Raw genomic sequence first — 25,246 nt, 5'->3', positions numbered from 1 at the left:
TCGGCCCTCAGGATTGTGCCGGCTCGTTGGTGCGCCGGCCATAGCGATTGGGTCCAGGCTGCCCTGGAAACAGGCACAACACAAGGAAGGCGACGATCGAGACCACCGGGACGAACAGGATCAGCGCGGCAATGCCCGGCTTGTCCAAGTCGTGCAGCCGCTTCACCGCCAGCACGATGTTCGACCACAGCGATGCGATGAAAGCGATAAAGAAGATGAACGACCACATGTTGCTCTCGGGCGAGCCCTCGGGCACCAGCGTGAACCGGTAGAGCGGGAAGGCCTGGATGATGGCAACGAGCAATCCACCAAGGAAATAGGCCGCGCGACTGACGCGGCCCGATGTTTTGAAGAAAAGCCAGGTAAGATCTGATCTGTTAGGCAAGCGGGTCCGGTCCATATTGATTGGCACCCCTGGAGCCTTCGAGGATGCCGAGTTCGACCAGCAGCCAGATGCCCCCGATGATGGGTACGAGGCCGATCAGCGTCCACCAGCCCGACTTGTTGCGGTCGTGCCAGCGTTTGGCATAGAGGGCAATGGCGAAATAAATCGACGCCAGCGCGAACAGGATGCCGATGATGCCGACCTGGGCGCCGCTGGCCGTGGTGAATCGCGTGCCCAGAATCGCGTCGAGAATGAAGGCAACGATGCCGATAACGATGAATACGCCGATGCCAGCCCAGAACTTGCCACGGTTGATGCGGCCGTCGAAACTTGTGAGAAGATACTTCCAGTCCATGTCACCCCTCCATGTTGAACCAGCGCGACCGATCGTCGCGCCGGCGGAAGGTGCGCCCGCTTTGCGCAAAGATCAATCGCGCAGCAATTCGTTGATCGAGGTCTTGGACCGGGTCTTGGCATCGACGCGCTTGACGATGACGGCGCAGTAGAGGCTTGGGCCCGGCTTGCCGTTCGGCAACGGCTTGCCAGGCAGCGAGCCGGCGACGACGACGGAATTCGAGGGCACCTCGCCATAGAAAACCTCGCCCGTGGCGCGGTCGACGATCTTCGTCGACTGGCCGATGAAGACGCCCATCCCGAGCACCGAGCCTTCGCGCACGATGCAGCCCTCGACCACTTCCGAGCGCGCGCCGATGAAGCAATTGTCCTCGATGATGGTCGGGCCGGCCTGCATCGGCTCCAGCACGCCGCCAATGCCGACGCCGCCGGACAGGTGCACGTTCTTGCCTATCTGCGCACAGGAGCCGACCGAGGCCCAGGTGTCGACCATGGTGCCGGTATCGACATAGGCGCCGACATTGACGAAGGACGGCATCAGCACGGCGCCCGGCGCGACATACGCCGAACGGCGCACGATCGATGACGGCACGGCGCGGAATCCCGCCTTCTCGAAATCGACGGCGCTCCAGCCATCGAACTTCGACGGCACCTTGTCCCACCACACCGCCTGGCCCGGGCCGCCCTTGATGATCTCCATTGGATTGAGCCGGAACGACAACAGCACGGCTTTCTTCAGCCACTGGTTGACATGCCACTTGCCGTCGGCCTGCCGCTCGGCGACACGGGCGGTGCCGCGGTCGAGCAGGTCGAGCGCCGACTGGATGGCGTCGCGCGTCTCGCCGCGTGTCATCGTCGAAATCGTGTCGCGTTCCTCGAAGGCCTTCTCAATGGTCTTTTCGAGGCTCGCCAGATCTGGCTTCGACATGAATTCGCTCCATTACCAAGCTGTTAAGGGGCTGCGCCTTAACCTGTTTTGAAAGTCGCGCGGACCGCTGGCAGGCTTTGCCTTCCTGGGTCTTTGCATGTAGCAGGTTCTTGTCGCAAAACCGTCGGACACTTTTGCGGAACCTGCTTATGTTAAGGCTCAATGAGGGTCAATCGCGGCTGCGCCATGGGACGGCGCAACTGAAGAATTTGGACGGGTAGCGCAATTATGACTCCTATGGAAAAGGCGGGGTGGACGCCGCTGCCGCATTCGGACGAGGATCTGGAGCGGTCGAAGAGTGTGCCGGACACGCCGCAGACGCGTGCCGAGACCTATCGGCTGGCCTGGAACGACCCCGACTTCATGACGCGTCGCGAATTGCGCGCGGTCAGGCTGCAGCTCGAACTCTTGAAGCCTGAGATGATCCTGGCCGAACGCGGCATCCGTTCGACGGTCATCCTGTTTGGTGGCGCACGCCTGCCTGAGCCCGGCGGCGAGGCCTGGGCGGCCAAGAACGAAACGCAGAAGAAGAACCTCGAGAAAAACAGCAAATACTACGAGGAGGCGCGCAAATTCGCCCGCCTCTGCTCGCAGCAGTCGGCCACGTCATACTACCGCGAATATGTCGTGGTGACCGGTGGCGGACCCGGCGTGATGGAAGCGGGAAACCGCGGCGCCGACGATGTCGGCGCGCCGTCGATCGGCCTCAACATCGTCCTGCCGCACGAGCAGGCACCGAACAGCTATGTGACACCGGAGCTCTGCTTCAACTTCCACTATTTCGCCATCCGCAAGATGCATTTCGTCATGCGCGCCAAGGCCGTCGCGGTGTTTCCCGGCGGCTTCGGAACAATGGACGAGTTCTTCGAGACGCTGACCCTGATCCAGACCGGCCGCATGGAGCGCGTGCCGGTGATCCTGTTCGGCAAATCCTTCTGGAAACGGGCGATCGATCTCGATTTCCTCGCCGAGCAGGGCACGATCAGCCCCGGCGACCAGGATATCATCGATTTCGTCGACACCGCCGACGAGGCCTGGGGGATCATCAGCCGCTTCTACAGTCTGTGAACCTGGCGGGCAGGACGCTTCAGGCCGTTACCTCGACTACCGCCGTCAGGAAGCTGGCAAGGTCGTCGGTGACGAAATCGACGTCATCCTCGTTGGCTGGATCGCGCTCCCAGATCTCGGAAAAGGTCGGTTCGAAATTGCGCGGCACGACAAGCACCGTGGTCATGCCCAGCGACTTCGGCACCGAAAGGTTGCGGGCAAGGTCTTCGAACATCACTGCATTGTGGCCGATAACGGAGTGGAGTTCGGCGAACTTCTCATAGGTCTGGCGCGCCGGCTTGGGATTGAGCCCGGCGGCGACGATATCGAAGATGGCGTCGAAATGTTCGAGAATGCCGAGCTGGCGCGCGGTGCGTTCGGCATGCCTGCGGTCGCCATTGGTGAAGATGAACTTGCGGCCCGGAAGCTGGCGGATGGCCGTGCCGAGGACGGGATCGGGCACCAGCCATGAGTAATCGATGTCATGGACCTTCTCGAGGAAATCGTCGGGGTCGATGCCGTGGCGCGTCATCAGCCCGTTCAGCGTCGTGCCATATTCGCGGTAGAGCTCCTTCTGCAATTTGCGCGCGTCGTCGCGCGGCAGCGCCAGGAGTTCGCCGACGTAGGCGGTCATCTTGACGTCGATCTGAGAGAACAGATTCGAATGATGCGGATAGAGCGTGTTGTCGAGGTCGAACACCCAATCGGTGACATGGGCGAAGCGGGCGGGGTCAGGGAGCGTGGTCATCTGCTCCTTATGGCATGAAACGGACGGCCTGAAAGAGACTTTATCCACAACTTCTACTCGCTATGATTGCAGAAATGACCTCACCGTTCAAATTTTAGTCATCCGGGAAAGGTGCCCTTCAGGGCTTGCTGGCACAGAGACAGTCTTGTGGGAGCAAGCGATGAACAGCATAATTCTGAGATCCGCCGCCGTCGCTTTCGCGTCAGTCGCGGCATCGCTCGTTTTGACGCTGATCATCGTTCCGGCGATGGGATTCCCGGTCAACCGCACGATCTGGCTGACCTCTACGCTCTGTCCACTGGTGCTGACATGGGCCGCCAGCGCAAGCACTTTCTGGCAAAGCGACAGGCTGAAAAACGCACATCGCGACCTCGCTCGCGCGCATGCCCAGCTCGCCGCCGCGCATCGCCGCCTGGCGGAAAAGGCAAGCCGCGACGACATGACCGGCATGCTCAACCGGGAAAGCTTCTTTGCCGCGCTGGAGGGTTCGCGCCGCAAGTCCGATCGCGGCGCGCTGCTGATCATCGACGCCGACCACTTCAAGAGGATCAACGACAATTTTGGCCACCTGACCGGCGATGACGCGCTGCGTTTGATCGCCAGCGCGATTCAGCGCGGCGTGCGCAGCGGCGATGTGCTCGGCCGCATCGGCGGCGAGGAGTTCGGCGCCTTCCTGACCGGCGCCACCGAGCAGGAGGCCAAGCGCGTCGCCGAGCGTATTCGCCGCGAAGTCGAGCTGATCCGCTTCCGGCCCGTCGACGAGCGGACCATCCCACTCACCGTCAGCATCGGCGGCACCGTCTGCGGCGAAGATATGAGCGTGTCGGACCTGATGCACGCCGCCGACCGGCGCCTCTACCAGGCCAAGCATCAGGGCCGCAACCTGACGATCCTCGGCACGGACATTTCCGAAGCGGCCTGATCAAGCCGCCGATGCGGGCGCCGGTAATGGCGCCGGCGGATGCAGGGCATGGCTCAAAAGCCGTAGACGGCGATGCGCATCAGCACGGCGGCTGCGGCCAGCGAGACGAGGCCGAGGCCGACTAAGGCGTCAGACCGTCGCCGGGTCGAGTGCCGGCTGGCCCTTGCGGCGGGCGACTATCGCCTCGAAGTCGGCGGTCCGGAAGGCATCGCGCAAGGCGTCAAACGACGGCAGCACGAAATAGACGCGCTGGAACTTGTCGATCTCGTAGCCGGTCCGCATCACCGTCTCCAGGTCGAAGGGCGCGTGGTGGGCATCCTTGCCGTCGACGGCGAACTGCAATTCCGTGAACGAGGACATCAGGCCGGCGCCAAAGGCCTTCAGCGGCTGGCCGGCCTCCTGCATCAGGCCGTATTCTGCCGTATACCAGTAGAGCCTGGTGATCATCTCGTCGCCGCCCAGCGCAATGATGTCGCCGGCCTTGCGGCCATACATTTGCATGAAATCGGCAAACACCGGCTGCGACAACACCGGGACGTGGCCGAAGAAGTCATGGAACATGTCCGGTTCGACGATGTAGTCGAGCTCCTGCCTGGTCCGTAGCCAGTTGGTGACCGGGAATCGGCGATTGGCGAGATGGTCGAAGAAGGGAGCCGCGGGAATGAGACCTGGCACGGCAACGATCTCCCAGCCGGTCAGCTTGCGCAGCTTGGCGCTGACCTCGTCGAAATCAGGGATGCGGTCGAGCAGGCCGAGCTTCTCGACGCCGTCTAGATAGGAGTGGTGGGCGAGCTTGCGCGTCAGTTCGGTCTGGCGGTCGCACAGCGTGCGCCACACTGCCTGCTCTTCGTCGCTGTAGTCGTAACCCTGCGCCACGGTGAAATCGGCACGGCAGACCGAATAGTCGCCGCGCAACCCTTGCGCCGCGCAATCGCGGGCGTATTCCGCAACTGTCATCGTCGTCATGACTTTCTCCTCGCAGATCATGGATGGCTGACGTGTTGAAAGGATAGCCGGATTTGCCGAGGCAAATCGGTTTTGATGATGGCTCAACGAGAGGAATCGAGGTAAGATTTACTCAGAAGCCCTTTTGGAGGAGTGAAGATGCCTCAATTCGATGATTTCGAGATCAGGATGCTCGATGTCCTGCAGCGCGACGGGCGTAAGCCTGTCTCCGAGCTGGCACAAGAGATCGGCCTGTCGACGACGCCTTGCGCACGGCGCTTCGAGGCGCTGCAGGAGACCGGTATCATCAAGGGTTTTGCCGCGGTGATCAGCCGCCGCGCGGTCGGGCTAATGGTCGAGGTGTTCATCCAGGTGCGCCTTGTCAGCCACAGCGACGGCTCGCCCGAAAGCTTCATCGCCGCGGTCCAGCGCATGGACGAGGTGTCCGCGTGCTGGACAATGACCGGCGACCACGATTTCCTGCTGCATGTCATGGTGCCGTCGGTCGACGAGCTCAACGCCTTCGTCATGCACCGGCTGATGCGGCTCGACGGCGTGCGCGACGTTCATACCCAGCTCGTGCTGCAGAACATCAAGGGGCCTGGCCACGTGCCGCTCGCCCACCTGAGGCGGTGACAATGCCTGCCTTCAGTATTCCTGCGGGAAAGCTGCACGCAAACTGCTGAAGCGGGCCAAGCCCGTGTCCACATCGCCGGCCAGCTTGCGCGGACCAACAGCCGGAGGTCCGCCATGAACATCGTCCTGATCAATCCGCCGCACACCGCCATCGGCAGTCGCGTGCCCGACGACCACCTGCCGCCCCTCGGCCTGCTGGCGCTCGGCGGACCGCTTATCGATGCCGGTCATGCGGTGCGCCTCGTCGACGCCGAATTCGGGCCGATGCCGCTCGACAGCGTTGTGCGCAATGCACTGGAAGACCATCCAGACTTCGTCCTGATCGGCCATTCCGGCTCGACCTCGGCGCACCCGACCGCCCTGCTCCTCGCCAAGATGATCAAGCAGCGCGAGCCGGCGACCATCATCATCTATGGCGGTGTTTTTCCAACCTATCACTGGCGTGACATACTGGCTGAAACGGACGTCTTCGACTTCGTCGTGCGCGGCGAGGGCGAGGCGACCGTGGTGGCGCTGGTCGAGGCGCTTGAAATGCACCAGCCGCCGGGGAGCGTGGCCGGCATCGCCTATCGCGACGATCTGCGCCGTCCCTTTGCCACGCAGCCGGCCATGACCATCGCAGAACTCGACGCCTACCGTGTCGGCTGGGAGCTGATCGATCACGGGCGCTACAGCTATTGGGGCGGCAAGCGTGCCGTGGTCATGCAGTTTTCGCGCGGCTGCCCGCATCTGTGCAACTATTGCGGCCAGCGCGGCTTCTGGACCCGCTGGCGGCATCGCGACCCGGTTAAATTCGCGCAAGAAATAGCATGGTTGCACCGCGAGCACGGCGTTGAACTGATCAATCTCGCCGACGAGAACCCGACGGTATCGAAGAAGGCCTGGCGCGCCTTTCTCGATGCCCTGATTATCGAGAATGTGCCGGTGCTGATCGTCGGCTCGACCCGCGCCGACGACATCGTGCGCGACGCCGACATCCTGCACCTCTATCGCAAGGCAGGTGTCATCCGCTGGCTGCTCGGCATGGAAAATACCGACGAGCAGACGCTTCAATTGATCCGCAAGGGCGGCAGCACCTCATCCGACCGCGAGGCGATAAGGCTGCTGCGCCGCAACGGCATACTGTCGATGGCGACCTGGGTAGCCGGCTTCGAGGATGAGGGATTTCGCGACCTGTGGCGCGGCTTTCGCCAGTTGATCGCCTACGACCCGGACCAGATCCAGGCGCTTTATGTGACGCCGCATCGCTGGACGCCGTTCTTCAGGATCGCCCGGGGCCGCAAGGTGATCCAGAAGGATGCCCGGCTGTGGGACTACAAGCACCAGGTGCTGCAGATGACGCGGCTGAAGCCGTGGATGCTGTTCTTCAGCGTCAAGCTGATCGAGCTGGCGGTGCAGTCGCGGCCGAAGGCGCTGGCGCGGATCCTGTTCCATAGGGATCCCGAGCAGCGGCACTCGATGCGCTGGTATACCCAGATGGGCCGGCGCGTCTGGTTCCGCGAGGTCTGGGGTTTTCTGGTCCGCGACATCAGGGTGAAGGACGGTCCGACGCTTGCCGAATTCTGGGGCGCGCCGCAGGACACGGAAGAGGAATCGATGGTCGTCCAACGCCTCAAGCGCAAACTGACATCGCCCGAGATTGCGATTTCACCCCGCGCGTGACAGCTCTTGGCAATCTCATAAAAACATGCGCGCGTATTCACATTTGACATACGCGCCGTATGTACCCACATCCGGCATACGGGGCGTATGTCAACAGCCGTCCCGGATGTTGGAGTGCAGCGATCCAAAACCCTGAAGCCCTGCGGATAGCTCTCGCCTTCCCGGCGAAGCCACGTCGCGATCATCAGGAGGTCGGAGCTGCCTTATCTAGATGGAGTGAAACTATGACGAAACGCGACGCGATCTTTCCGGCCGGCCGGCAGGCTCTCTACGAGATAAACCGTTATTCGGCGGCGATCCGTTCGGGCGACCTTCTGTTCGTCTCCGGCCAGGTCGGCAGCCGCGAAGACGGGTCGCCCGAGCCGGTCTTCGAAAAGCAGGTCCAGCTTGCCTTCGATAATCTCGCAGCCGTGCTGAAAGCCGCCGGTGGCACGTTCGACGACATTGTCGACGTCACCACATTCCACACCGATCCGGCCGCGCAGTGGGAGGCGATCGACGCGGTTCGAAAGAAGGTATTCGGCGAACCCCCTTACACGAACTGGACCGCAGTGGGCGTGAACTGGCTGGCGGGCTTCGACTTCGAGATAAAGGTCATTGCACGCCTTCCTCAGGCCGCTTGATCGATCGGCGGCAGACCGATCAACAGATCGGCCGCCGCTCAGGGCACGATCAGCGTGCCGGCGCCGTGTTCGGTGAACAGCTCGAGCAGCACCGAATGCGGCGTTTTGCCGTTGAGGATGACGACGCCTTCGACGCCGCGCTCGATCGCTTCGATGCAGGTTTCGACCTTGGGGATCATGCCGCCCGAGACGGTGCCGTCCTTGATCAGCGCCTTGGCCTCGGCCACGGTCAGCTCGTCGATCAGCTTCTTGTTCTTGTCGAGCACACCAGGCACATCGGTGAGGAACAGCAGCCGCGTTGCCTGGCAGGCTCCGGCAATGGCGCCGGCGAAGGTATCGGCATTGATGTTGTAGGTGTGGCCGTCGCGGCCGGGCGCCACCGGCGCCAGCACCGGGATCATTTCGGAGCGCGCCAAAAGGTCGAGCAAGGTGCGGTCGACCTCGACCGGCTCGCCGACAAAGCCGAGATCGAGCACGCGCTCGATGTTGGAGTCCGGGTCGATCATCGTCTTGCGCGCCTTTTCGGCGAACACCATGTTGCCGTCCTTGCCGCACAGGCCGATTGCCCATTCGCCCTCGGCGTTGATCAGCGCGACGATCTCCTTGTTGATCGAACCGGCCAGCACCATTTCGACGATCTCGACCGTCTTCTGGTCGGTGACGCGCAGGCCGCCTTCGAACTTCGATTCGATGCCCATCTTGGCCAGCATGGCGCCGATCTGCGGGCCGCCGCCATGGACGACAATCGGGTTGACGCCGGATTGCTTCAACAAGGCGATATCGCGCGCGAACGCCTTGCCGAGCTCGGTATCGCCCATGGCATGGCCGCCATATTTCACCACAACGGTCTTGTTCTCGTAGCGCTGCATGTAGGGCAGCGCCCGTGAAAGCAGGGCCGCCTGCATTTCGGCGGTGGCGGTTATTTCCGTCATCGGCTTGGTTCCCTGGAGATCGGTAAGGACGGCGGCGTCTTAGCGGGAATTGGCTCCACCCGCAAATGGCTTTGCTGTCATATTCCAGCGCCTCACGACCTCGTCATCATGACGGCACCTTTAGCGGTGCCCTGCGGCCCAGCCAGCCCGAGATCTTTTCCATCTGCGCGGCGAGCGACAGCAGCGTCTCCTCGTCGCCCGGGCGGCCCGCCGCCTGGATGCCGAGCGGCAGGCCGGCATCGGTGACATGGACCGGCAGTGCGATGGACGGCTGGCCGCTGACATTCTGGATCGCCGGCCAATGGGTGAACCAGAGGCTCTTGTCCATCAGCTGGCCGAAGAACGGTTTCAGCTTCAGCAAGGGCGTCAGGTGAAGCTTGTCGAGCAGGTTCTCAATGAACTCGTCTGTGCCTTTCGGATCCATGGCGCCGCAGGCGAGCGGCGGATGGGCAATGATCGGCATCAGCACAGCGTCATACCGAGCAGTCTCGGCGATCAGCTGCCGCGAGGCGGCATGCAGCCGCTGCAGGTCGGCATAGGTCTCGCCGGCCGACAGCATCTCGCCCAACCTGCCGAGCACCCGGGTGGCCCGCTCGACATCGCCCATAACGGAACGGCCTACACGCAGCGCCTCCGCCCGCATCGTGCCGGCGACGGCCGAGGCAACCGTCCTGCAGAAGCCAGCGAGGAAATCGCGCCCTATGAATGGCAGGTCGATCTCCTCGACGGTGTGTCCGCCCTCGCGGGCAAGCGCCACCGCCGTGTCGAGCGCCTTGAGCGTCTCATCCGAGATCGGCAGGCCAAGCGGCGATTTGCGGTACACGGCCAGCCTGAGCTTGCCGGGATCGCGTGCGGCGGCCGCCGTGAACGTGCCTTTCGGCGGCGGCGCGGCATAGGGCGACAAAAGGTCGGGACCGTGGGTGAGATCAAGCAGCAACGCGCAATCGCGCACCGAACGGGTGAGTGCATGGTCGACCACCATGCCGTACCAGCTTTCGCTCACCAGGGGCGTCAGCGGTGTGCGGCCGCGCGACGTCTTCAGGCCGACAAGCCCGGTGCAGGCGGCGGGCACGCGGATCGAGCCGCCGCCATCCGAGGCGTGCGCCACCGGCACGACACCTGCGGCGACCAGTGCCGCCGCACCACCCGACGAGCCACCGCTGGTATGGCCGGTGTTCCACGGATTGCAGGTGATGCCAAAGGCTTTGGACTCGGTCATCAGCCGCAGCCCGTGTTCCGGCGACGTCGAGGTGACGATCGGAATGAGCCCGGCGGCAAGATAGCGGTCGGTGAGCGCCGAATCGACGTCGGCCAGCCATGCCGGAATGCGGCTGCCGCCATGCGTCGACACGCCCTTGATGGCTATGCCGAGATCCTTGATGGCGAACGGGACGCCGGCCAGCGGCAGCGAGCGGTCGACGATCCTGGCGCGGGCGCGGGCGGCATCATAGAGCGACACGGCCGTGGCGTTGATGTCGCGACGGGTGGCCTCGGCGCGGGCAATCGCGGCCTCGGTCAGCTCGATGGGCGAGACCTCCCCCTTGCGAATCAGATCGGCGAGGCCGGTTGCGTCTTGCGACCATAGTATCTGTTCAACCGACATGCGCGCTCCCCGTCCCTATAGCAAGCTAGCCAGTGGCGGCTACATTGGCAATCGACGGGCGGAGCCGGGCTGGCGACACGCAAAGCTAGGGCGTGCACAAGGTTTTCCGCCGTTGCAAATATATCGCAATCGCCTAATTTGCCTGCGATGACGCCGCAGGACATCACCAAGCTGATCGTCCGGACTTCGATGAAGGATCGGGCCGCGTTCGATCTGCTCTACCGGCAGACCAGCGCGAAACTTTTCGGCGTTTGTCTTCGTGTATTGAACGATCGGGGAGATGCGGAAGAAGCTCTACAGGAAGTCTTCGTCAAGATATGGACGAAGGCGGACCGTTTTGCCGTCTCCGACCTGAGCCCGATCTCCTGGTTGGTGGCGATCGCGCGCAATCATGCGATCGATCGCATCAGGGCGCGGCGCAAGCCTGCTGCCGACATCGATGCCGCACTCGACGTGGCCGATCCGGCGCCGGGGCCTGAAGCGATGGTGGTGGCGGGCGACGAATCCGAACGCATCCACCATTGCCTCGATGAATTGGAGAAGGACCGGGCGGCGGCCGTCCGGGGTGCTTATCTCAAGGGCGAAAGCTATGCCGAACTGGCGGAGCGCCACGGCGTGCCGCTGAACACGATGCGTACCTGGCTGCGCCGCAGCCTGCTGAAACTCAGAGAATGTCTGGAAAGATGACGCTGGCAGAAGACACAGGACCGGAACGTGGAGGCGACGACCTGCTCGCCGCCGAATACGTTCTCGGCGTGCTGGCTGCCGACGAACGCCGGATCGCGTCTCGCCGCATCGAAGCCGAGACCGACTTCGCCCGCCTTGTCGACGGCTGGGAGGTCAATTTTTCGCCGCTGGCTGCCGCCTATCAGGACATCGAGCCGCCGACTTCGGTCAAGCCGGCGATCGACCGCAGGCTGTTTGCGTCCGCCGGGGCCGTTACCGCACCCGCTCAACCGCGCGGATTGTGGTCCAGCCTGGCCTTCTGGCGCGGCCTCGCCGCGGCAGCGGTCGCCGCACTGGTGATCTACATCGCCGTGCCCATCCTTAACCCGCCGGTCGAGCAACCGCAGGCGCGCCTCGTCGCCTCGCTGGCCGCCGAAGGCAGCGACGTCAAATATCTCGCCGTCTACGACGCCGCGCATCACGAGGTCGGCCTGTCGCACGTCTCCGGTGAGCGCGCCGCCGGCAAGGACTTCGAGCTGTGGATGATCGAAGGCAAGAACCCGCCGGTGTCGATGGGCGTCATTCCGGCAGGTGCTACGGCGCGCATCATCGTCTCGCCGGCGGCCCGGCAGAAGCTCGCCCAGGGCGCGGTGCTGGCCGTCAGCCTCGAGCCGTCAGGCGGTTCGCCGACCGGCCAGCCAACCGGACCGGTGGTCGCCGCGGGCGATCTGAAGAGCATCTGACCGGCTCTTGCGTCTGCAAACTCAAAATAGATTACCTGAAGTCTATCATTCGCTGCACACGCCTCAGTGAGCATGTTCGTGGGCACACCCGGCGGCATTCGAAAATGTATCTGACCTGGTAGATAATTTAAAAAATCACAATATTCCTGAAACTAGCGCATTTTTGTCCCGTATCTCCTCTCGTCCCAAAGATGGGAAGTGGAAAATCCAAGGAGTATTATATCATGCGCAGATTCGCCACCCTTTTGCTCGCCGGTACCATCGCCGTCTCCGCCCTTGCCACCTCCGCCTATGCCAAAAACCCGACGGTCGGCGGCGCCCCAATGTATGCCAACAAGAACATCATCGAAAACGCCGTCAACTCGAAGGACCACACGACGCTGGTCGCCGCCGTGAAGGCCGCCGGCCTGGTCGAGACGCTGCAGGGCGCCGGTCCGTTCACGGTGTTCGCGCCGACCAACAAAGCCTTTGCGGCACTGCCGGCCGGCACGGTCGAGACGCTGCTCAAGCCCGAGAACAAGGACAAGCTCACCAAAATTCTGACCTGCCATGTCGTCGGTGCCAAGGCGATGCGGGCGGACGTTGCCTCGATGGCCAAGGCCGATGGCGGCACCCACAAGGTCAAGACTGTTGGCGGCTGCGAGCTGTCGCTCAAGGCCGAAGGCGGCAAGGTCACCGTCACCGACGAGAACGGCAATGTCGCCCATGTGACGATCGCCGATGTCGAACAGTCCAACGGCGTCATTCACGTCATCGACAAGGTTCTTTTGCCCAAGATGTAACTTCTTTTGTCGAAGATGTAACAGGGGGCTTGCTGCCGGCGAACTGGCTGCAAGAGCCCTCCGTCGATTGCATGATCCCGCTCCCGAGATCCGCAATCGACCCGCGCACTCCGCGGCGTCCACATCCAGATGTGGAACGGCGCGGGGTGTTCGGTCGAGGGCCACCGTCACCGGCTTTTGATTTCCGCGCGGCGGTATAGTTTGGCAAAGAGACAATAGGAGGAACTGGTCATGAACCGTCGCGACTTTCTTTGGAGCGGTGCCGCCGCCATTGGCGTCGCCGGGGGCGCGGCGACAGTGCTGCGCATGAGCAGCCCGCAGGCGGCGCAGGCCGCCGAGAAGTTCGAAGTCACCAAGACCGACGCCGAATGGAAAGCCATCCTGTCGCCGGCTGCCTTCGACGTGCTGCGCAAGGGAGGCACGGAGTATCCCGGTACGAGCCCGCTGCTCAACGAACACCGCAAGGGCATCTTTGCCTGCGCCGGCTGCGACCTGCCGGTCTACCCGTCGGAGACGAAGTTTGATTCCGGCACCGGCTGGCCGAGCTTCTGGCAAGAGATCCCCAATGGCATCGGCAAAACCGTGGACAGGTCGCTCGGCATGACCCGCACCGAGGTGCATTGCCGCCGTTGCGGCGGCCATCTTGGCCACGTCTTCGACGATGGCCCGGCGCCGACCGGCCTGCGCCACTGCATCAACGGCGTAGCGCTGAGCTTCAAGCCCGCGACCGCCTGACAAGTTCCAAACTGGAAACGAAAAACTCCGGGCTTGGCAGCCCGGAGTTTTTTGCGCGGTCACAGCTTTTCGGGCGTGGACTGGAGGAGCTTCCCGAAACGCTGCCCACGTATCTTTGTCGCAATTCCTGACGGAAAACCGCCTTTTACTATTCCTGGACTTGCTCCGGAATCAGTGCCCGCCACCGCCGCCGCCGGCGGGGACCGGCTTGCGGATCAGCATGGTGAACAGCCCGAGCGTCGCAAACAGCACCGTCAGCATGAAGAACACGTCCATGAAGGACAGCAGCGACGCCTGCTGATGGACCATGCCCGACAGCTTGGAGATCGCGGCATTTGTCGCGTTCAGGCCGGGGGTCTGCTCGAAATTGAGCGTCATGTTCTGCAGCTTGGACTGCGCGGCTTCACTGCCCCATTGCACATGCTCGGAAAGCCTTGCGAAGTGGAAGGCATTGCGGTCGATCAGCACCGTGTTGATCAGGGCGAGGCCGACGGCGCCACCAAGGTTGCGGGTGAGATTGAACAGGCCGGACGCATTCTTCAACCGCTCCGGCGGCAGCGTGCCGAGCGCTATGTTGTTGATCGGCACCATGCACAGCATCATCGAACAGCCCCGCAGGATCTGCGGGATGAGCAGCTCGTAGAAATCCCAATCGGCGGTCAGATGCGTCATCCACCAAGTGCCGGTGGCGAAGCCGAAAAAGCCGATCATCATCATTAGCCGCGGGTCGATCTTGTTCGACAGGATGCCCGAGATCGGTGCGGTGAAGAACATCGCCAGTCCGCTGACGAACAGCGCCTCGCCGATCATCATCGAATCATAGCCGCGGATGCGCCCGAGAAACACCGGGTAGAGATAGGTCAGGCCGTAGAGGCCGATGCCGATGACGAAGGAAAACAGCGAGCCGAAGGCGAAATTGATATTGGTGAAGGCCTTCAGGTCGACGATCGGCTCTTCGGCCGTGAACACGCGCCAGAAGAACAGCACCCCGCCAATGGTCATGACAATGGCGCAGATGAAGACGCCCTGGTCCTGCAGCCAGTCGTTGTTGGGTCCTTCCTCAAGCACATATTCCATGCAGCCCAGGAAGGCCGCCATGCCGGCGAGACCCCACCAGTCGAACTTGCTGAACAGCTTGAGATTGGGCTTGTCGAAGTCGATCAGCGTCCAGGCCGCCGTCGTCACCAGGATGCCGGGCACGACATTGACCAGGAACAGCCAATGCCAGGACATTGCATGGCTGATATAGCCGCCGACCGTCGGGCCGATGGTCGGCGCCAACGTTGCCACCAGGCCGATCATCGGCGACACCACGGCGCGGCGCGACGGCGGGAAGATGGTGAAGGCGGCAGCGAAGACGCTCGGGATCATGCCGCCGCCGATGAAGCCCTGGACGGCGCGGTAGACGATCATCTGGTCGATGTTGGTGGCGGTCGCGGCAAGGGCGCTGGCAGCGGTAAAGCCCGCCGCCGAAATCGTGAACAGCACGCGCGTCGACAGCATCCGGCTGAGGAAGCCCGACAGCGGGATCATCACCACCTCGGCGATCAGATAGGCGGTCTGCACCCACGGGATTTCATCGGAACTGGCGCTCAGGCCGGCCTGGATCTCGGCCAGCGAGGCGGAGACGATCTGGATATCCAGGATGGCCATGAACATGCCGAACACCATCGCCAGGAAAGCGATGACGCGCCGTGTCGAGATGGTGTCGGGCACAGCCGGCCTTGCCGGCGGCGCTCCTGCTGTCAGGGTTGCGGTTGCCATGGCATTGCTCCCCGGCGGCCGCTCAGTTCGACGCGGCGGCCGACGCCGACGCGGCGGGGGCGGTGCGGCTGTCGACGGCGACGACGACGCTGAGGCCGGCGCGCAGCTTGCCGCTCTTCAGCGCGTCGGCGGGTACGTCGATGCGGACCGGAACGCGCTGCACGACCTTGGTGAAGTTGCCGGTGGCGTTTTCGGGCGGCAGCAGCGAGAACACGGCACCGGAAGCCGGCGCGAGCGACGAGACGGTTCCCTCGAAGTCCTGGCCGTCGGTCGCATCGACCGAGATCTTGACCTTCTCGCCGGGCACCAGCCGGGCAAGCTGCGTCTCCTTGAAGTTGGCGACGATGTAGAGCTTGTCCATCGGCACGATGACGGCAAGCTTCTGGCCGGGGCTGACGAGATCGCCCTGCTCCACGGAACGGTTGCCGACGACACCGTCATAAGGCGCCTTGAGCACGGTGAAGGAAAGATCCCGCAGGGCCTTGTCGTGGCTGAGCTGCAAGGATGCGAGCGTGCTTGCCGATTCGGCGCGCTGCGCCTGCAGCACGCCGATATTGGCCTGCGCCGCGGCGATCTGCGCGTCGGCGCCGACAAGGGCTGCGTCGGCCTGCTGGACTGCCGTCTGGGCGTCGTCCAGTTGCGCCTGCGTGCCGACATGCGTCTTGAGCAGCTGCGAGGCGCGCGCCGCGACTTTGGCCGCATTGTCGGCAGAGGCACGGTCGGCGACCTTCTGCGCCTGGGCCTGCTGCAACGAGGCGCGCGCCGCCTCGGTCTGGGCGTCGATACGGTCGAGCGTCTTGCTCAACGTGGCCATCTGCGCCTCGGCCTGGGCGACAGCTATTTTATAGTCGCCATCATCAACGACGAGCAGTGGGTCGCCGGCCTTGACCAGCTGGTTCTCGCCGACCTTGACCTGATCGACATAGCCGGAAATCTTGGGCGATATGAACGCCATATCGGCCTGTACATAGGCATCGTCCGTCGAGATCATGAAGCGGCCCGTGGTCAAGTAGTCGTAACCGTACCAGGCGCCGGCACCCAGCAAGGCAACGCCGATGACGGGCAGTAGAAAGGAGCGCACCGAGCGCTTCTTCTTGGCCGGAGCCTCTGTCGGCGGCGGCGATACCGCGGGCTGGACTGGTATTTCAGGTGCTTCCGTCGCTGGCGCGACCTTGGCGTTGGGGAAGGGACGGACTTCGGCTGATGTTGGCGCGTTCGAGGACATGACATCTCTCTAATGTAATAGTACTGAACCGTTCGGTTCGATCAGGACGTTGACATAGCGCGTAAAGAGGACCATATCAAGTGCAATCGAACCGGATGGTTCGAATTATTTTCGAGGTGTGACCTTTATGGCCGAGACTCTGCCCAACGTCGAAACCGACCAGTGTGGCGATTTGCTGGACAGCTTGCGCCGTGGTCGCCCGGCGGCAGGGCAGGACCCGGTCAAGCGTAGCCAGATCATCGATGGGGCCCGGCGTGTCTTCATAGACAAGGGCTTCGAAGCTGCGTCGATGAACGACATCACCCGCGAGGCCGGTGTCTCCAAGGGCACGATCTATGTCTACTTCGCCAACAAGGAAGAGCTGTTCGAAGCGCTGATCGAGGAAGAGCGCGGCAGCATCTTCAAGAACATGTACGACATGCTGGAGAAATCCGACGACCTTCGCCAGACACTGGTGAAGTTCGGCAAGGTGCTGGCGCTCAAGATCACATCAGCCAAGGTCATCCAGGCACAGCGTACGGTGATCGGCGCATCCGACCGGATTCCCGACATGGGCGCGCGTTTTTACGAACGTGGACCCAAGCGCGGTCACGACAAGGTCGTGGCCTTTCTCAATGCTGCCATCGAGCGCGGCCTGTTGCGGATCGATGATGTCGATCTCGCCGCCTATCAGTTCACTGAACTGTGCTTGGCCAGTCTGTTCCGCCAGTGCATCTTCGCCTACCGAACCAAGGCCCCGTCGCAGGACGAGATCGACCACATCGTCACGTCAGGCGTCAGCATGTTCCTGAAGGCTTACGGCACCGAAAGGCTCGTGGCGGAAGAAAGCCATCAGACGATTGCCATCGAGGCCAAGCCTTAGCATTTTTGTTTCCGCGCAATTCCTAAGGGAAGGCGCTATGCGCTTTGGGAATTGTTCTATCCGCCATTGGCCGCAAGCACTATCGCGGCCTGCAATTCCTGCAGGCCCTCGGCCTTTTCCGAAGATGTCGCCAGAACGAACGGAAACGCTGCCGGCCGCTTCTTGATCTTTGCCAGCGTCTCCTCGATCAGCCGCGGCACGCCGGCAGCCTTGATCTTGTCGGTCTTGGTCAGCACGATCTGATAGGACACGGCCGCCTTGTCGAGCAGCGACAGCACTTCATCGTCCTTGGCCTTGATGCCGTGTCGGGCGTCGATCAGCACATAGACCCGCTTCAGCGTGACGCGGCCCTTTAGATAGTCGAAGACCAGCTTGGTCCACTCGTCTACCTTCTCCTTCGGTGCCGTGGCGTAGCCGTAACCCGGCATGTCGACAAGCGCCAAGGGCGGCAGGTCGGCGCCCTCGCCCGAAAAACCGTCCGGCACGAAATAGTTGAGTTCCTGCGTGCGTCCCGGCGTGTTGGAGGTGCGGGCCAACCCCTTCTGGTTGACCAGCGCGTTGATCAGCGACGACTTGCCGACATTCGAGCGGCCGGCAAAGGCGATTTCCGGCGGCCCTTCCGGCGGCAGGAATTTCATTGCCGGCACGCCGCGGATGAATACCCATCCCCGCGTAAACAGTTCGGTGCCGATCGTGCTGCTGTTCAGAGCGTTCAAGCTGCTGCCTCCAGAAGAGAAATATTGGCACCCCGGATAGCATCGAGGTTGCGGCTGATCTTGTCCACCGGCCAGTCCCACCACGCCACTGCCAGCAGCCGCCTGATCGTGCGGTCGTCGAAACGCATCTTCACCACCTTGGCCGCATTGCCTGCGACGATCGCATAAGATGGCACGTCGTGCGTGACCACCGACTTCGCGGCAATGATGGCGCCATGGCCGATCGTAACGCCGGGCAGGATCACCGCCTCCATGCCGATCCAAACGTCGTTGCCGACGATTGTGTCGCCGCGCACTTCCTTGGACCAAGTCGCCGGGTCAAAACCCTTTTCCCAGCCATGGCCGAAAATGTTGAACGGGTAGGTCGAAAAACCGGACATGGCGTGGTTGGCGCCGTTCATGATGAAGCGCGCGCCTTCGGCGATGGCGCAGAACCTGCCGATGATGAGTTTGTCGCCGATGAACGGATAATGATGCAGCACGCATTTCTCGGCGAATTTGTCCGGCCCATCGGGATCGTCATAATAGGTGTAATCGCCGATCTCGATGTTCGGCGCGCTCACCAGCCCCTTAAGGAACCCGACACGCGTGTGCATCGGGATCGGGTGCTTGATGTTGGGGTTGGGTCCGTCCATGTCGAGATCCGTCAAAAAAATGGCCGCCAGACGCATCCGAAATCCGCATGCGCCTGTCCAAAATAGCGTGATCCGCCCTATAGCACCAATCGGCTGACGAGCGAGCTTTCGATGGCGGCTTTGCTCATTTGCCGTCGCCATAGGCCAAGGTCCATGACAGCGCCGCCAAGAAGCGATCTCCTGGAGCAGTCGGCGTCGACAAGCCAAACCCTACAGATCTTCGAGTCCAAGCAAAAGAACCGGGGCCCCGTGGAGGCCGACAGGACCCCGGTCTGCCGCTACGGCCTCCCAAACACCGGCGCCTTTGCGCCGGAAGCCGTCTTGGCAAGGGTATCTTGCCGCCGTCGCGAAAACACGGTGGCCGCAATCCATGGCCTGTGCAAAGGCGTGCCGAAGCGCATGCCGCAGGGAATGGCAAAGCGCAGTTACGAGGTGCGTCAGGCCAAAGTTTCGCCGCAGATTGGAAATCGGTCGGAATGGGATGCCTCGCCGACAAAAAAGCCCCGGGCAATGAACTGACCGGGGCTTTTGATTTCGCGTAGGCAACGCCTGCTATTCTGCCGGCGACGGTTTCTTTCGGAACAGCGCAACCAGATTGTCCCACAGCTCGATCTTGGCGCCCTGGCGCTTCATGATCACGCCCTGCTGGAGGATCGACAGCGTGTTGTTCCAGGCCCAGTAGATGACGAGGCCGGCCGGGAAACCCGCCATCATGAAGGTGAAGATGACCGGCATCCAGGTGAAGATCGCGGCCTGCGTCGGATCCGGCGGCGTCGGGTTCATGCGCATCTGCAGGAACATGGTGACGCCCATGATCAGCGGCCAGACACCGATCATCAGCATGTGCGGCAGCGTGAGCGGAACGAGGCCGAACAGGTTGAAGATCGAGGTCGGATCGGGTGCCGCCAGATCCTGGATCCAGCCGAAGAACGGCGCGTGCCGCATCTCGATGGTGATGTAGAGCACCTTGTAGAGCGAGAAGAAGACCGGGATCTGCAGCGCCACCGGCCAGCAGCCGGCGAGCGGATTGATCTTCTCGGTCTTGTACAGCTCCATCATCGCCTGCTGCTGCTTCATCTTGTCGTCCGCGTATTTCTCGCGGATTTCGAGCATTTTCGGCTGCACCTTTTTCATGTTCGCCATCGACGCATAGGACTTGTTGGCGAGCGGGAAGAAGATGGCTTTGACGATGACGGTGGTGGCGAGGATCGCCAGGCCGAAATTGCCGAAGAATTTGTAGAGCGTGTCGATCAGCCAGAACATCGGCTTGGTGATGAAGTGGAACCAGCCCCAGTCGATCAACAGGTCGAACCGCTTGATGTGACGGTCTTCCGCATAGGCGTTGATCTTGGCAACTTCCTTGGCGCCGGCGAAGATTTCGCTCTCCACCGTCGCCGACTGGCCGGCGGCGACTGTGATCGGATCGGTCAGGAAGTCAGACTGGTAGCGATGGCGGCCGTCCTCGAAATAGGCGTAGCGCGGCTGGAACGGCTGCTTCTCCGTCGGCACCAGCGTCACCGCCCAGTATTTGTCGGTGATGCCAAGCCAGCCGTCGGTCGACTTGCCCGGCGTGGCCTGCTTGTCCTTTTCGATGGACGCGTATTTGTGTTCCTGCAGGCCTTCGGTGCCGGTGAAGCCGATCAAGCCCTCATGCAGCACATAGGTGCTGGCAACGAGCGGCTTGTCGAACCGGGTTACGCGGCCGTAATTGGACAGCGAGACGGCAGCCGTGCCCGCATTCTGCACCGTGTCGGAAACCGTGAACATGTAGTTGGTGTCAACGGAAAAGGTGCGCTTGAAGGTCAGGCCCTTGTCGTTCGAATAGGTCAGGGTGACCGGCGTCGACGGCGTCAGCGTCGCATTGCCGTCGACGGTCCAAACCGTCTCCGGACCAGGCACCGCGCCGGTCTTGTCGTTGCCGACGAAGCCGATCTCGGCATAATAGCCGTTGGGAAGTGCCGCCGGGTTGAGCAGGCTGATCTCGGGCGAGTTCTTGTCGACCGTCTCGGTGTAGTGCTTGAGCTTGAGGTCGTCGAGACGGGCGCCGGTCAGGTTGATCGAACCCTCGAGGCTCGGCGTATCGATCTTGGCGCGGGTCGTCGTGGCCAGCGCCTGTTCGCGGCCGGCCGGCGTCACGGCATCGGTGCCGGGTGCGTTCGGAATGGCGCCAGGAGCAGCGGGCGTTCCGGTATCGGTGCCGGGATTTGTGCCGGCGGCCTTCTTCTGCTCCTCGATGCGCTGCTGTTCGACGCGGGCCGCCTCGCGCTGCTGCTCGCTGCGCGGCAACACGTAAAAATATTGCCATACGGCCAGGATCAGCACCGACAATGCGATGGTGATGAAGAAATTCCGGTTGTTTTCCATCGAAAGCCCTTGGCCTATCGTGTTCCGCGCAATCGGCGGGAGAGTTCGGCCTTCAACTGGCCGAACGGAATGGTAAGCACGTCTTCGCGCCCGACGATGACATAGTCATTGCCAGGCGCCATGTCACATGCAGCGTGTGTACGGACGGCTTCTCGCAGCCGCCGCCGGACGCGGTTGCGGATAACCGCATTGCCGACCTTCTTGGTGACGGTGTAACCGACGCGCGGCGACAGGCCGTCGCCGCGGTCGAGAACTTCAACGAGAAAAAGCCGCCCACGTCGCTTTTCACCACGACGGACGGCCAGGAATTCCGCGCGCTTCAGAAGCCGCTGGGGATTTGGTCCCACTGGCTTGCCGGTTGCGGGCAACGATCTCGTCTTCCGTTCAGGCGCTGAGCCGCTTGCGGCCGCGATTGCGGCGAGCTGCGACGACGCCGCGACCACCCTTGGTGGCCATGCGGGCACGAAAGCCGTGCCGACGTTTGCGGACGAGTTTGGACGGTTGGTAGGTACGCTTCATTTGTTTTAATACCGCGGGGTGCGGCCCTTCTTGATTCTGTCACTGTGTAACAGGAGCTTTGCCGGGCCGTTTTCGGCGCGATCGAAACCGCGCCGGGACGAATGGCCCGAGCGTGTGCGGGCTTATAGAAAGAAGGCTTTTGGAAGTCAATCCGGCGTCGTCGGGTGGAAGCCTGTCGTCGTTCAGGCCGGTTTATGTTTCCGACAAGGATGAAATTGGCAAAAAAGCCGTAATCGCCTAATCTGCGTTGATCAAGTGATTGTGAAGACATGGACCGCATGAGCGAAACCATACAGGCGCAGGAAGGGACCGGCACGGCGGCGCCAATTGCCGTGCGCACGGTGCCGCTGTCGCGCGGCCTGTCGACCAAGCTGCTGCTGCTCACCATCGTTTTCGTGCTTTTGGCCGAAGTGCTGATCTTCCTGCCCTGGATCGCCAGCTACCGGCTGAACTGGCTGAAGGAGCGGCTGAGCACGGCTGCGGCGGTGTCGATCGTGCTGGTGCAGGGCGAGCCCACCTCGCTGTCACGCACGGCCCAGAACGACGTGCTGATGGCGATCGGCGCCAAGGCGATCGCGGTGCGCGACGGTGGCGTCTCGCGGCTGCTGGTGGTGGCCGAAATGCCGCCGAAGGTCGACGAACACATCGATATCGCCGGCATCGGCATGATCAAGGGCATGACCGGCGCGCTCGACACGCTGTTTTTCGGCGGTGACCGAATGCTGCGCGTTTTCGGGCCTGTCGGCGACTCCGATAAGGAGTTCGAGCTGATCATGCCGGACAACAGTCTGCGCAATGCGATGCTGCGATACTCGCGCAACGTCGCCTTCGTCTCGCTGCTGATCTCGCTGTTCACCGCAATGCTGGTCTATGCCGCGATCGACCTGATCATGATCGGCCCGATCCGGACGATGACGCGCTCGATGCTGTCCTTTTCGGAAGCGCCCGACGATCCCGGGCGCATCATCCACCCGGCCGCCCGCGCCGACGAGATCGGCGTTGCCGAGCGCGAACTGTCGCAGATGCAGGAACGGCTGCAAAAGATGCTCTCCGAGCAGAAGCACCTTGCCGACCTCGGCCTTGCCGTCTCCAAGATCAACCATGACATGCGCAACATCCTGGCCTCGGCGCAGCTGATGTCGGACCGCCTCCGCCTGGTCAAGGACCCGACCGTGCAGGCCTTCGCGCCGAAACTGCTGCGCGCGCTCGACCGAGCCGTCTCCTATTCCGAAGGCGTGCTCGCCTATGGCCGCACGCAGGAGCCGCCACCGGCGCGCCGACGCTTGAGGCTGCGCCAGCTGGTCGAGGACGTGCACGGCCTGCTCGACATCGGGCAGGGCATCGAGTTCGTCAATTCCGTCGAGCCGACCTTCGAGGTGGACGCCGATTCCGATCAGCTGTTCCGCGTGCTCACCAATCTGTGCCGGAATTCCGTGCAGGCGATGGCAGCAGACAGTGAAAGCGCCCTGGTGCGCCGCCTGGCGGTGTCGGCCGTGCGCCTCGGCAGTGTCAGCCGCATCGCCGTCAGCGACACCGGACCGGGCCTGCCGCCCAAGGCGCGGGAGAACCTGTTCGCGGCGTTCCGCGGCTCGGCCCGCAGCGGCGGCACCGGCCTTGGACTGGCGATTGCGCACGAACTCATCCGGGCGCATGGCGGCACGGTGGAGCTGGTCGAGAGCATTGGCGGGCGCACCACATTCGCGGTCACCATTCCCGACCAGCCGGCACGGCTCGACCAGGCCCGCAGCAACGGCCTGCGCCGTCCGGCATGACGGATCGGCGCTGTTTTGCCCCGGCCACTGACCTTTCCTCCATTTCCTTGCAGAAACATGTCACCCGAAGGCGGCGTTTCCGGCCATGGGCACGTCATGCATCGGAAGCGCATCGCTTGAGGCCGCCCGGACACGATGCGCTTTGGTGGTTTTGAGGCGCTGGGAAACGGGCCATCATTGCCGGATGACACGCCTGCGACAAAACTTTTGCCGGATCGGCTTGCTTTTCCGAAATTCAGTCGCTAGGGAACACGTCTCGTCGCGGCCGGTCTTTCACGATCGGATCGCGGGGCCATGGAAAGCATGGCCTGATGCGCGCCCGTAGCTCAGCTGGATAGAGCACCAGACTACGAATCTGGGGGTCAGGAGTTCGAATCTCTTCGGGCGCGCCATTTGACTCTAAATAGTCCTGATTTGCGAACGCCAGAGACCGCCGTTTCCCATCATCGAGCATACGGCGGTCCCAGCACGGCTAGCCGCCTTGCCTGGATGTAACTACCATCGTCTGTGGGAGGCGGCTGATCCGGTGGAATGACCAAAGGAGGAGAGGGCAAAGGAGGAGCACGGCAGCGCCGAAATCGAGCGCGGCGGCCGAGGTGCCGGCCCAGGTTGCAAGTTTGCCGCCGATCGTCGGCCCAGCCAGCATGCCGGCATAGTAGACGGTGTAGAACACCCCCATCCCGATCGAGCGCGTCTTCTGGTTGAGCACGCGCGTCGGCAAGCTCATGATCGCGCCGCCGGGCAACCCGCCTGCGATCCCCATGGCGATGATGAGGGCAAACACTGGTCCGCTTCTCGACAGAAGGAGCATCAGAAATGCAAAGCCTACACAGCCCGTGGCGAGAACCACGCCGCCACGCTTGGTGCGATCGGTCAGGAAGCCACCCAGGGGGACCGAAAGCGTGGCCAGCCAAAGCACGACGCTGATCGTCGATCCCGCCGCAGAGTTGGACCACCCGCGCTCGACGAGCATTGACGGCCCGAAGCTGAAGACCATTGCGAAGCCGACATTGTAGAGGCACCAGATCAGGCCGGCGGCAATAAGGGCATAGGTTGTCGCCCGCGAAATGCCAGAGCGTTCGACGCCACCAGCGGGCAGTACCTCCGGGGTGCGGTAGATGAAGGTCATCAGGCCGATGCCGACGATGACCAGGACCGAAACGGCAATGGCCACGGCGGTCACTCCGAATGTCGTTGCGATTGCCGGCAGCAGCATGAGAGCGATAGCGATGCCTGCTGGCCACGAGTTGATGTAGATGGCCATGGCGGTTGCGATTTCCCGGCCGGCAAACCAGTCGGCGACCATCTTGGTCATCAGGACGTTCAGGAGAACGCCGCCAGTGCCGCTTATCAATCGACCGCCGACCTGCAGGCTCCAGAACGGCGATGCCGCCATCAGCATTTCACCCGCCAGCATCATCAGGAGCCCGGCAAGAACGGTCGCCTTATCGCCATAGCGCTGGCCGATGGTCGCGCCAGGCAGGGCCAATGCGACTCCCGGTGCAAGATAGAGGCCGATTAGAATGCCGATGTCGGCCAGGCTCGCTCCGACGCTATCGCTGATAAGAGGCGCGACGGCACCGACGCTCTGAAACTGAAACGCCATTGCGGCGCGGGCGACAAACAGGACAGCAAGGATCGTCCAGCGACGGCGCACGGTTCCCCGTTATGTTTGTTC

At 62.7% G+C, this 25,246-nt stretch carries 27 protein-coding genes and 1 tRNA gene; 13 read left to right on the top strand and 15 right to left on the bottom strand.

The annotated features are described in order from the left end of the window. Positions 1 to 7: 7 nt before the first annotated feature. From NKI20_RS10020 to dapD, 3 genes are all read right to left on the bottom strand, one after another. Positions 8 to 385 (bottom strand): DUF805 domain-containing protein, encoded by a 378-nt coding sequence (locus NKI20_RS10020; protein ID WP_352830178.1) that lies wholly within the window; start codon positions 383 to 385, stop codon positions 8 to 10. Continuing rightward, on the bottom strand, positions 378 to 740 hold the full coding sequence (locus NKI20_RS10015) for a DUF805 domain-containing protein (RefSeq protein WP_023761379.1): 363 nt from the start codon (positions 738 to 740) through the stop codon (positions 378 to 380). Before NKI20_RS10015 ends, NKI20_RS10020 begins: the two co-directional genes overlap by 8 nt. A gap of 72 nt (positions 741 to 812) precedes the next feature. Then, entirely contained in the window at positions 813 to 1,667 is an 855-nt protein-coding gene (gene dapD, locus NKI20_RS10010; protein ID WP_352830176.1) for a 2,3,4,5-tetrahydropyridine-2,6-dicarboxylate N-succinyltransferase, read from the bottom strand. A gap of 228 nt (positions 1,668 to 1,895) precedes the next feature. Between dapD and NKI20_RS10005 the strand changes: the two genes are divergently transcribed. Further along, a complete protein-coding gene (locus NKI20_RS10005; protein WP_023761377.1) occupies positions 1,896 to 2,735 on the top strand; it encodes an LOG family protein in 840 nt (279 codons plus the stop codon). Positions 2,736 to 2,754: 19 nt separating this feature from the next. Here NKI20_RS10005 and NKI20_RS10000 read toward each other — a convergent pair whose 3' ends face one another. Beyond that, positions 2,755 to 3,462 carry a pyrimidine 5'-nucleotidase gene (locus NKI20_RS10000; RefSeq protein WP_023761376.1) on the bottom strand — a complete coding sequence of 236 codons (708 nt, stop codon included), beginning with the start codon at positions 3,460 to 3,462 and terminating at the stop codon, positions 2,755 to 2,757. 160 nt (positions 3,463 to 3,622) lie between these two features. Here NKI20_RS10000 and NKI20_RS09995 point away from each other — a divergent pair, with 160 nt between their 5' ends. Then, positions 3,623 to 4,384 (top strand): GGDEF domain-containing protein, encoded by a 762-nt coding sequence (locus NKI20_RS09995; protein ID WP_352830174.1) that lies wholly within the window; start codon positions 3,623 to 3,625, stop codon positions 4,382 to 4,384. Between the two features lie 129 nt (positions 4,385 to 4,513). Here the strand turns inward: NKI20_RS09995 and phhA are convergent, their stop codons facing one another. Next, positions 4,514 to 5,350, bottom strand: a complete 837-nt coding sequence (phhA, locus tag NKI20_RS09990; RefSeq protein ID WP_352830172.1) for a phenylalanine 4-monooxygenase — start codon at positions 5,348 to 5,350, stop codon at positions 4,514 to 4,516. 138 nt (positions 5,351 to 5,488) lie between these two features. Here phhA and NKI20_RS09985 point away from each other — a divergent pair, with 138 nt between their 5' ends. The 3 genes from NKI20_RS09985 (at position 5,489) to NKI20_RS09975 (ending at position 8,250) form a co-directional block, all read left to right on the top strand. Then, the gene (locus NKI20_RS09985) at positions 5,489 to 5,965 is read left to right on the top strand and encodes an Lrp/AsnC family transcriptional regulator (protein ID WP_352486123.1); all 477 of its coding nucleotides are present in this window, start codon (positions 5,489 to 5,491) and stop codon (positions 5,963 to 5,965) included. A 114-nt stretch (positions 5,966 to 6,079) separates the two neighbouring features. Next, positions 6,080 to 7,627 (top strand): magnesium-protoporphyrin IX monomethyl ester anaerobic oxidative cyclase, encoded by a 1,548-nt coding sequence (bchE, locus tag NKI20_RS09980; RefSeq protein ID WP_352830171.1) that lies wholly within the window; start codon positions 6,080 to 6,082, stop codon positions 7,625 to 7,627. A gap of 224 nt (positions 7,628 to 7,851) precedes the next feature. Next, complete coding sequence (locus NKI20_RS09975) at positions 7,852 to 8,250, top strand: RidA family protein (RefSeq protein WP_023761371.1); 399 nt, start codon at positions 7,852 to 7,854, stop codon at positions 8,248 to 8,250. A gap of 38 nt (positions 8,251 to 8,288) precedes the next feature. On the opposite strand, the gene argB is transcribed toward NKI20_RS09975, so the two are convergent. Next, positions 8,289 to 9,182: an acetylglutamate kinase gene (gene argB / locus NKI20_RS09970; protein WP_352635618.1), complete on the bottom strand. Its 894-nt coding sequence runs from the start codon at positions 9,180 to 9,182 to the stop codon at positions 8,289 to 8,291. 106 nt (positions 9,183 to 9,288) lie between these two features. Continuing rightward, entirely contained in the window at positions 9,289 to 10,785 is a 1,497-nt protein-coding gene (locus NKI20_RS09965; RefSeq protein WP_352601773.1) for an amidase, read from the bottom strand. A 147-nt stretch (positions 10,786 to 10,932) separates the two neighbouring features. Between NKI20_RS09965 and NKI20_RS09960 the strand changes: the two genes are divergently transcribed. From NKI20_RS09960 to msrB, 4 genes are all read left to right on the top strand, one after another. After that, positions 10,933 to 11,472: a sigma-70 family RNA polymerase sigma factor gene (locus NKI20_RS09960; protein ID WP_023761368.1), complete on the top strand. Its 540-nt coding sequence runs from the start codon at positions 10,933 to 10,935 to the stop codon at positions 11,470 to 11,472. Next, entirely contained in the window at positions 11,469 to 12,194 is a 726-nt protein-coding gene (locus NKI20_RS09955) for an anti-sigma factor (protein WP_352601857.1), read from the top strand. Before NKI20_RS09960 ends, NKI20_RS09955 begins: the two co-directional genes overlap by 4 nt. A 224-nt stretch (positions 12,195 to 12,418) precedes the next feature. Continuing rightward, a complete protein-coding gene (locus tag NKI20_RS09950; RefSeq protein WP_352601775.1) occupies positions 12,419 to 12,976 on the top strand; it encodes a fasciclin domain-containing protein in 558 nt (185 codons plus the stop codon). 231 nt (positions 12,977 to 13,207) lie between these two features. After that, positions 13,208 to 13,711 (top strand): peptide-methionine (R)-S-oxide reductase MsrB, encoded by a 504-nt coding sequence (gene msrB, locus NKI20_RS09945; protein ID WP_352601777.1) that lies wholly within the window; start codon positions 13,208 to 13,210, stop codon positions 13,709 to 13,711. 171 nt (positions 13,712 to 13,882) lie between these two features. Here msrB and NKI20_RS09940 read toward each other — a convergent pair whose 3' ends face one another. Together NKI20_RS09940 and NKI20_RS09935 are read right to left on the bottom strand one after the other, a co-directional pair. After that, positions 13,883 to 15,475 carry a DHA2 family efflux MFS transporter permease subunit gene (locus NKI20_RS09940; RefSeq protein ID WP_352601779.1) on the bottom strand — a complete coding sequence of 531 codons (1,593 nt, stop codon included), beginning with the start codon at positions 15,473 to 15,475 and terminating at the stop codon, positions 13,883 to 13,885. 22 nt (positions 15,476 to 15,497) lie between these two features. Beyond that, the gene (locus NKI20_RS09935; protein ID WP_352830167.1) at positions 15,498 to 16,700 is read right to left on the bottom strand and encodes an HlyD family secretion protein; all 1,203 of its coding nucleotides are present in this window, start codon (positions 16,698 to 16,700) and stop codon (positions 15,498 to 15,500) included. A gap of 127 nt (positions 16,701 to 16,827) precedes the next feature. Here NKI20_RS09935 and NKI20_RS09930 point away from each other — a divergent pair, with 127 nt between their 5' ends. Beyond that, entirely contained in the window at positions 16,828 to 17,562 is a 735-nt protein-coding gene (locus tag NKI20_RS09930) for a TetR/AcrR family transcriptional regulator (protein ID WP_352601783.1), read from the top strand. 56 nt (positions 17,563 to 17,618) lie between these two features. Here NKI20_RS09930 and yihA read toward each other — a convergent pair whose 3' ends face one another. Further along, positions 17,619 to 18,278, bottom strand: a complete 660-nt coding sequence (yihA, locus tag NKI20_RS09925; protein ID WP_352601785.1) for a ribosome biogenesis GTP-binding protein YihA/YsxC — start codon at positions 18,276 to 18,278, stop codon at positions 17,619 to 17,621. After that, positions 18,275 to 18,913: a CatB-related O-acetyltransferase gene (locus tag NKI20_RS09920; protein WP_352634753.1), complete on the bottom strand. Its 639-nt coding sequence runs from the start codon at positions 18,911 to 18,913 to the stop codon at positions 18,275 to 18,277. Before NKI20_RS09920 ends, yihA begins: the two co-directional genes overlap by 4 nt. A gap of 153 nt (positions 18,914 to 19,066) precedes the next feature. On the opposite strand from NKI20_RS09920, the gene NKI20_RS09915 reads away from it, so the two are divergent. Then, complete coding sequence (locus NKI20_RS09915; RefSeq protein WP_352830165.1) at positions 19,067 to 19,432, top strand: hypothetical protein; 366 nt, start codon at positions 19,067 to 19,069, stop codon at positions 19,430 to 19,432. Between the two features lie 33 nt (positions 19,433 to 19,465). Here NKI20_RS09915 and yidC read toward each other — a convergent pair whose 3' ends face one another. From yidC to rpmH, 3 genes are read right to left on the bottom strand one after another with little or no spacing between them, the layout of a single operon-like run. After that, entirely contained in the window at positions 19,466 to 21,277 is a 1,812-nt protein-coding gene (gene yidC / locus NKI20_RS09910; RefSeq protein ID WP_352830164.1) for a membrane protein insertase YidC, read from the bottom strand. A gap of 14 nt (positions 21,278 to 21,291) precedes the next feature. Further along, positions 21,292 to 21,645, bottom strand: coding sequence for a ribonuclease P protein component (gene rnpA / locus NKI20_RS09905; RefSeq protein ID WP_023761357.1), 354 nt, complete (start codon positions 21,643 to 21,645; stop codon positions 21,292 to 21,294). Positions 21,646 to 21,661: 16 nt separating this feature from the next. Continuing rightward, complete coding sequence (rpmH, locus tag NKI20_RS09900; protein ID WP_008833937.1) at positions 21,662 to 21,796, bottom strand: 50S ribosomal protein L34; 135 nt, start codon at positions 21,794 to 21,796, stop codon at positions 21,662 to 21,664. Between the two features lie 278 nt (positions 21,797 to 22,074). On the opposite strand from rpmH, the gene NKI20_RS09895 reads away from it, so the two are divergent. Continuing rightward, positions 22,075 to 23,568: an ATP-binding protein gene (locus NKI20_RS09895; RefSeq protein WP_352830161.1), complete on the top strand. Its 1,494-nt coding sequence runs from the start codon at positions 22,075 to 22,077 to the stop codon at positions 23,566 to 23,568. A gap of 315 nt (positions 23,569 to 23,883) precedes the next feature. Continuing rightward, positions 23,884 to 23,960 (top strand) — tRNA-Arg (locus NKI20_RS09890). A gap of 80 nt (positions 23,961 to 24,040) precedes the next feature. Here NKI20_RS09890 and NKI20_RS09885 read toward each other — a convergent pair. Next, positions 24,041 to 25,225: an MFS transporter gene (locus tag NKI20_RS09885; RefSeq protein ID WP_352830159.1), complete on the bottom strand. Its 1,185-nt coding sequence runs from the start codon at positions 25,223 to 25,225 to the stop codon at positions 24,041 to 24,043. Between the last annotated feature and the right edge of the window lie 21 nt (positions 25,226 to 25,246).

This window comes from Mesorhizobium sp. M0830 (assembly GCF_040319965.1).
In the GTDB taxonomy this organism is placed as follows: Bacteria; Pseudomonadota; Alphaproteobacteria; order Rhizobiales; family Rhizobiaceae; genus Mesorhizobium.
This window is presented reverse-complemented; position numbering and strand designations above follow the sequence as displayed.